At 54.3% G+C, this 5,222-nt stretch carries 6 protein-coding genes; 5 read left to right on the top strand and 1 reads right to left on the bottom strand.

Features of this window, described 5'->3' with window-relative positions:
• The first annotated feature begins 328 nt into the window (after window positions 1-328).
• Genes RTI30_RS14355 through RTI30_RS12385 form a run of 3 tightly spaced genes read left to right on the top strand, consistent with a single transcriptional unit; the run spans window position 329 to window position 1,505 of the window.
• Window positions 329-670 (top strand): site-specific integrase, encoded by a 342-nt coding sequence (locus RTI30_RS14355; protein ID WP_409449712.1) that lies wholly within the window; start codon window positions 329-331, stop codon window positions 668-670.
• Window positions 556-1,194, top strand: a complete 639-nt coding sequence (locus tag RTI30_RS14350; protein ID WP_409449711.1) for an integrase domain-containing protein — start codon at window positions 556-558, stop codon at window positions 1,192-1,194. The genes RTI30_RS14355 and RTI30_RS14350 overlap by 115 nt, the downstream gene beginning before the upstream one ends.
• Entirely contained in the window at window positions 1,191-1,505 is a 315-nt protein-coding gene (locus RTI30_RS12385; protein ID WP_312283893.1) for a hypothetical protein, read from the top strand. Before RTI30_RS14350 ends, RTI30_RS12385 begins: the two co-directional genes overlap by 4 nt.
• A 649-nt stretch (window positions 1,506-2,154) precedes the next feature.
• On the opposite strand, the gene RTI30_RS12380 is transcribed toward RTI30_RS12385, so the two are convergent.
• Complete coding sequence (locus RTI30_RS12380; protein WP_312283892.1) at window positions 2,155-3,237, bottom strand: replication initiation protein; 1,083 nt, start codon at window positions 3,235-3,237, stop codon at window positions 2,155-2,157.
• Between the two features lie 885 nt (window positions 3,238-4,122).
• Here RTI30_RS12380 and RTI30_RS12375 point away from each other — a divergent pair.
• Together RTI30_RS12375 and RTI30_RS12370 are read left to right on the top strand one after the other, a co-directional pair.
• Window positions 4,123-4,461 (top strand): type II toxin-antitoxin system RelE/ParE family toxin, encoded by a 339-nt coding sequence (locus RTI30_RS12375; protein WP_312283891.1) that lies wholly within the window; start codon window positions 4,123-4,125, stop codon window positions 4,459-4,461.
• Window positions 4,458-4,814 carry an XRE family transcriptional regulator gene (locus RTI30_RS12370; RefSeq protein WP_312283890.1) on the top strand — a complete coding sequence of 119 codons (357 nt, stop codon included), beginning with the start codon at window positions 4,458-4,460 and terminating at the stop codon, window positions 4,812-4,814. Before RTI30_RS12375 ends, RTI30_RS12370 begins: the two co-directional genes overlap by 4 nt.
• Window positions 4,815-5,222: the final 408 nt, after the last annotated feature.

Here is a 5,222-nt window from a genome sequence, read left to right as displayed (position 1 = left end):
CGAGCGCCGCTCGTCAAAACGCGCATCCAACACTTACCACGGCAGGTATGGGTCTGGAGGGAGACGCCCTGATCACTGGATCTGCTTTTGCAGCTCCCTTCAGACCGCAGCGCCTGTCTTGGAGTGGTCAGGGAAAAGTTCCGTGCGATTTTATTTAGATTTGATTTACAGCGTGGTTTTCAGACCAATCGATATAAACACGGGTGTTCGCACCCGTGTTTATTTAAGCCACTTTCTATCCACAAAGTGGCTTAAATAAACATTTTTTTATCCTTTGAAAGAAGGAGGGTTAGCTGTGTCCAGAAATTACGGAATTGGAACCCGTGACATGATTAGTGCTGGTCGCCAGTGGCTTCAAAGAAGCGGGATTTCCTATAGCTCAGTCGCGACACTCAGCCAACGGTGGTCCGATTTTGCCAGATTTGCCAAGGATAATGATGTAGGCAGCATGGAACGGATTACCAAAGATTTGGTGCAGTCCTATGCTGACCACTTGATTGATTGTGGTCTTTCTGCGTCCTCTATCCAAAATCGGCTCAGCGCGATCAAACCGTCATGTCGACAGCGACCAAGGGTGCCTGGCAGTCGTTGTCTCCACGATCTTTGGGGGCTCCAGCCAGATCGTATGTTCGGCAGGAAGCGCCCAAAGGCCTCGATCGCAGCCTTGTAGAGCAGGCCACCAAAGGTCTCGACGCAAGGGCGGCCGCTATCATCTCTCTTACTCGGGAGTTTGGGTTGAGAAGCAAAGAAGCCTGCCTGATCGACGCCAAGTCTGCCCTAAAGGAAGCCCAGGCCACGGGTATGGTCAGGATAACCGAGGGCACGAAAGGAGGGCGGCCCCGCGACGTGCCGATCACCAATGATCGCCAGATAGCTGCACTGGAAAGGGCTGCGCAAGTCCAAGGAAAAGCTGGTTCCATGATCCCAATTGGGGTCTCCTACAAAGCGTTTCGCCCTGTTATCGATCAGGCACGGGAGGCTATCAAAGCCACTACCGGCCAAGGCCTCCACGCCTTGAGGGCAAGCTTCGGCTGCGGGCGATACAGCCAGATAACCGGCAAAGACGCGCCAGTTGTCGCTGGTTTTCGGCTCGTCGATAAAGATCTGGACAGGGAAGCTCGCCAGCAAATCGCCCAAGAGCTCGGGCATGGTAGGACCGACGTGACCGTTGCCTACCTGGGGAGCGCACGATGAGCCCCCTGGTCCGAGAGGTAGAGAGGATGACGCTGGCCTATGCCCGGCATGGGGGAAAGAAAAATCGTCGTCTGCAGCGCAGCAGAATGAAGATTTTTGCTGCCTTTTGTGCGCAGCAGGGGTGTAAGTCCATGGGTCAGGTCGGGAAAAGACATGTTCAAGAGTTCTTTGCTGCCCATGCAGGGTGGTCGCCGGGTACGCGGTATGCCTACCGCCTTGCCATAGCAGATCTGTTCGATATCGCCGGTCTTATGCCACCCAAGATCCTCGATGAGATCAGCTACCCGAAGCCCCGCCCCGCCGGTCCATAACGCAAGTATCCGGCGCATCGGATTGCATCGGTGCGATTTCCAGCACGGCAGAGCACCCGCTCAGGCAATGACTACCACAGTCGCTAGGTCGGGTAACCAGAATGCCCACAAATGCCCCAAATTTGCCCTAGAAGTGATTCTAGGCGATGGGGATAGGGGAATGTCCAACCCATCCACAAAAACGGCAGATAAGACTGTGGATGACACCGCTAAGACTTCCCCACGATTCAAGAATCGACCCTGTCTCCAAAAGTAGCAGACCCAAACCCTCTCCCCAGGACCACCTCACCCTCCGTGCCGGACATCGAGGCCTCGACTACCCTTGACCGATGTCTTGGCCGATACGCTTTCCTCCGTTCCCCCTTCGGCCTACGGCCTTCGGGAGCTGCCCTACGCCCTGCGCTCGCTTCGCTCGCTAGGTCTCGGCCAGCCTAATTTAGTTTTCTGATCTGTCGATCTGGGTCTCCCCGCTGCTACAGCGGGATCGGGTGTCGCCATCGGCAAACCCATGGAAGCCGCTACGGCAGGTAGCCGGTCGGCTTTGCCTCCCTACCTGCCTGCGGCCCAGCCGATTCGGGGCGGTTCTTTCGCTACGCTCAAGCCGCCCCTGCTGGCTGTTATCTGATATAGGCTCGGTTCGTGAAACAAACTAACGACACAACCGATATGCCGTTGCCGCGCTAACCCCAAGCTCTGCGGCGATCTTTCGGTAAGTCCACCCTTTGGCTCGTAAAAGTCGCGCTGTAGCTCGATCCTGCTCTCTGGATTGCCTGCGGGCCTGCCCGCTGGCCTTGCCGCCAAGGGGGGCGATCTCTAGCTGGTTGGTCGCTGCCAGTCCGCCACGCCTGCCCCTCTCCCGCTGTAACTCTGGCGTGTGAGTGCGCTCGATGAGGTTTTGTAGGCCTACAGGCGTAATGTGCCGCCAAGTCCACTTGGCAATGCTCTTGGCGATGGTCCTGAGTTCCGGTTCAAAGAGGGGCACCTGGAATTGGCCGTTAATGGCCTGTAAATGCCCTAAAATGGCCTCTTGCCATTGAGGTAGGCCATTGGGTGCCCAATAGTCCCTAATCGCGCTGTAGGCCCAATTTCGCGCCGTATGGAACAGGTACACGTTCCTACCCTCCTGGAAGGCTTCTTCCGGGGTATTGGGGACGTAGCGCCAGGCATTGGCTGTATCGAGGTCCAGATACTCCGCCAGTTCGCCAAGGGTCCAGAGTCGATCATGGTAGGAATGGACAAGCCAGCCTGCATGGGTCAGGTTCTTGCTCACCAAGCCGACATAGAGGTGGTCGGCATCCATCTTGGCGCATAGGGCACGCTCTACAGCTGCCAGATAGCGCAAGGGGGCTTCCCTGCCTGCCTGGGTACGGGTAACGCCAGCCTTGAGGAAATAGAACAGATGGCCATAGCCGTTCTCCTGGTTAATCGCCATAACGTTCGGAATCGGCCCCTCTGGGTCTTTGGCCTCCCAGCAATAAGTGAGGCTTTCCGGGTCGCAGATACGACGGTCCACGTCCAGCACGATACTCCAGACCTGCCCTGGTGGGTTGTGCTGGATGTATCGGTAGGCCAAAGCCAGTTCTATGGGTCGGATGCGGAGTCCTGCGCCAAGGTCATTGGTGCAATAGGGCCGATGGGGTAGGCGTTGGACCCAGTGGTATAGGCTCGCAGAGATGCCCAGATCGAAGGCTAATTGCTCGGCGGATGGGGTCTTGTGCTTATGGACGGCCATGATCCACCCCCAACATAGCCGCGCTTGATCTAGGGCTTATGTCTGGAGGTGAAAAGGGATAGGTGCGCGTGGTAGTCGCGAAGTTTTCTTGGCTGGTGGGTTTGGTTACAGCTTCAAAATTGGGTACCATGTTTCTGCTGCTCCTGCTGCTTTCAGGACTGCCGTGCTGATGGTGTTGCGAGCACCGATCAGCGATCTAGCTTCATGTTAGAGTTTTTTTCCCATTCAGCGAAACTCCTTGCCCCCGGTCTCCAATGCGACCGGGGGCTTTTATTTGTGGCCGTATCGAGGACTGTCGGAAGGGAACGCAAGATAAAGGGCATATGGTGCACTTGAGAGGCTTTGGTTTGTCTTGCTCTCAACCTACCAAGGCCACCACCAACGGCGCTTGGTTTCGGGGCCAGTCAGTAGCTTTTGCTCCATTGCATCTAACTTTTCCCGTAGCCACTTTTCCCTAGCTATGGCTTCTCTCTCACGTTCCAAGGCTCTAGACAGTTCTAATCGGCAAGAATCAAGCAATTCCCTACAAGATTCCGTGTGCTCTTGACCATTTTCCCGTGTAACCTGGTGAGCGACGTTACTGTCAACTGTGTGCGCATCACGGCCCGCCATAGTAAGCTCACCGAATACTCTTAACAGCTCTGAGGTATCGATCAAGGGCCTTCCTTGAGTATCCTTATCTACCGTCAAAACCCCTTTATTTATATAGCCTCGGTACAACTGGTACCGAGAGATTCCGGCCAGCCTCGCGGCCTCCGTGATACTTACTTTTGCCATCTGTGCGAATCCTGTGTGCGAGGTGTGCAGGTTACATCTTCGTATGGCACATCATGTGCGGCAAGAGATTCAATTGAATAGAAGCCGTTTTTGTATTAAATTTTATACATGAGAGACCTCAAAATCGTGCAATGGGTCGGCTCCTCCCTGGAGGATCTTCGATCATTTCCAGAAGACGCTAGACGAGAAGCAGGAAGGCAGTTGCGACGAGTGCAGGCAGGCCTCGACCCGGAAGACTGGAAATCGTTTGAGACCATAGGAGCTGGGGTTAGGGAGATCAGAATACGCGATGCAACAGGGATTTTCAGGATCATGTATGTAGCCAAGTTCCCGGAAGCAATCTATGTGTTGCACTCCTTCCGCAAGACCAGTCAGGCCACTTCCAAAGAAGATAAGCAAATTGCTTCTGTTCGTTATCGGGCAGTCATCCGTCAACGAGGTTCATGATGAGAAACGAGATAGACACGGAGATTCGGCACACAACAACTCCCAGCGATAACTTGTTCGTCGAGCTTGGCTTTGGGCCAGAAGAAGCTGCTCTCCTCCAAGACCAAGCAGACCGCGAGATCAATGCTGCTTTGGCGCTCAAAGAGCAGCTCATGGCTGAGGTATCCCAATGGATCAAGGAAAATCATCTAAAGCAACAGCAGGCAGCAGAAATCTTGCATATCACCCGCCCAAGGGTATCTGATCTGCTAAACCGGAAAGTCACAAAGTTTACCGTTGATGCTCTAGTAAATATCCTGTCCAGGACAGGGCGGACTGTCAGGCTGGAAGTGTTAAAGCAGGAGCATGCCTAACCCATGAAGCCCAGCCAATGATCGTAATGTCTCATAACGGCCCCTCACCGGCAGGCGGAGAACCAAGCAAAAGCAGGCCATCAGTCCATCCGTGACCCAGTCCCACAAGACAGAATGATCCCAAAAGTCTTGAAAATGGTGAGCAGCCATGGGCCAATGCTGCGGTTAAAGATGAAAACCACCCTTTGAGTTCCCTACAAAATTATCCCTCGTTGTCCTGAATGCCATCTTTTGGACTGGGATTGCACGCACTACACTGTTAGTACATAGTACTGACAGTGTTATTAAGAGGATGCGGGATGAATCAACAATCCAATTTCACTTGCCGCGTCGATGCTGACCTGAAACAAGCCTTTCTGCAGGCTGCCAAAGCGAACGACCGGCCTGCTTCTATGCTAATTCGGGACT

The sequence above is a fragment of the Candidatus Igneacidithiobacillus taiwanensis genome (genome assembly GCF_031962545.1).
In the GTDB taxonomy this organism is placed as follows: Bacteria; Pseudomonadota; Gammaproteobacteria; order Acidithiobacillales; family Acidithiobacillaceae; genus Igneacidithiobacillus; species Igneacidithiobacillus taiwanensis.
The sequence above is the reverse complement of the archived record's forward strand: the minus strand, read 5'-3'. Positions and strand labels throughout refer to the sequence as shown.

Bases quoted from the DNA above. Each gene is read 5' to 3' on its own strand.
- RTI30_RS14355 (WP_409449712.1), top strand. From the start codon at position 329: ATGATTAGTGCTGGTCGCCAGTGGCTTCAAAGAAGCGGGATTTCCTAT.
- RTI30_RS14350 (WP_409449711.1), top strand. From the start codon at position 556: ATGTCGACAGCGACCAAGGGTGCCTGGCAGTCGTTGTCTCCACGATCT.
- RTI30_RS12385 (WP_312283893.1), top strand. From the start codon at position 1,191: ATGAGCCCCCTGGTCCGAGAGGTAGAGAGGATGACGCTGGCCTATGCC.
- RTI30_RS12380 (WP_312283892.1), bottom strand. From the start codon at position 3,237: ATGGCCGTCCATAAGCACAAGACCCCATCCGCCGAGCAATTAGCCTTC.
- RTI30_RS12375 (WP_312283891.1), top strand. From the start codon at position 4,123: ATGAGAGACCTCAAAATCGTGCAATGGGTCGGCTCCTCCCTGGAGGAT.
- RTI30_RS12370 (WP_312283890.1), top strand. From the start codon at position 4,458: ATGATGAGAAACGAGATAGACACGGAGATTCGGCACACAACAACTCCC.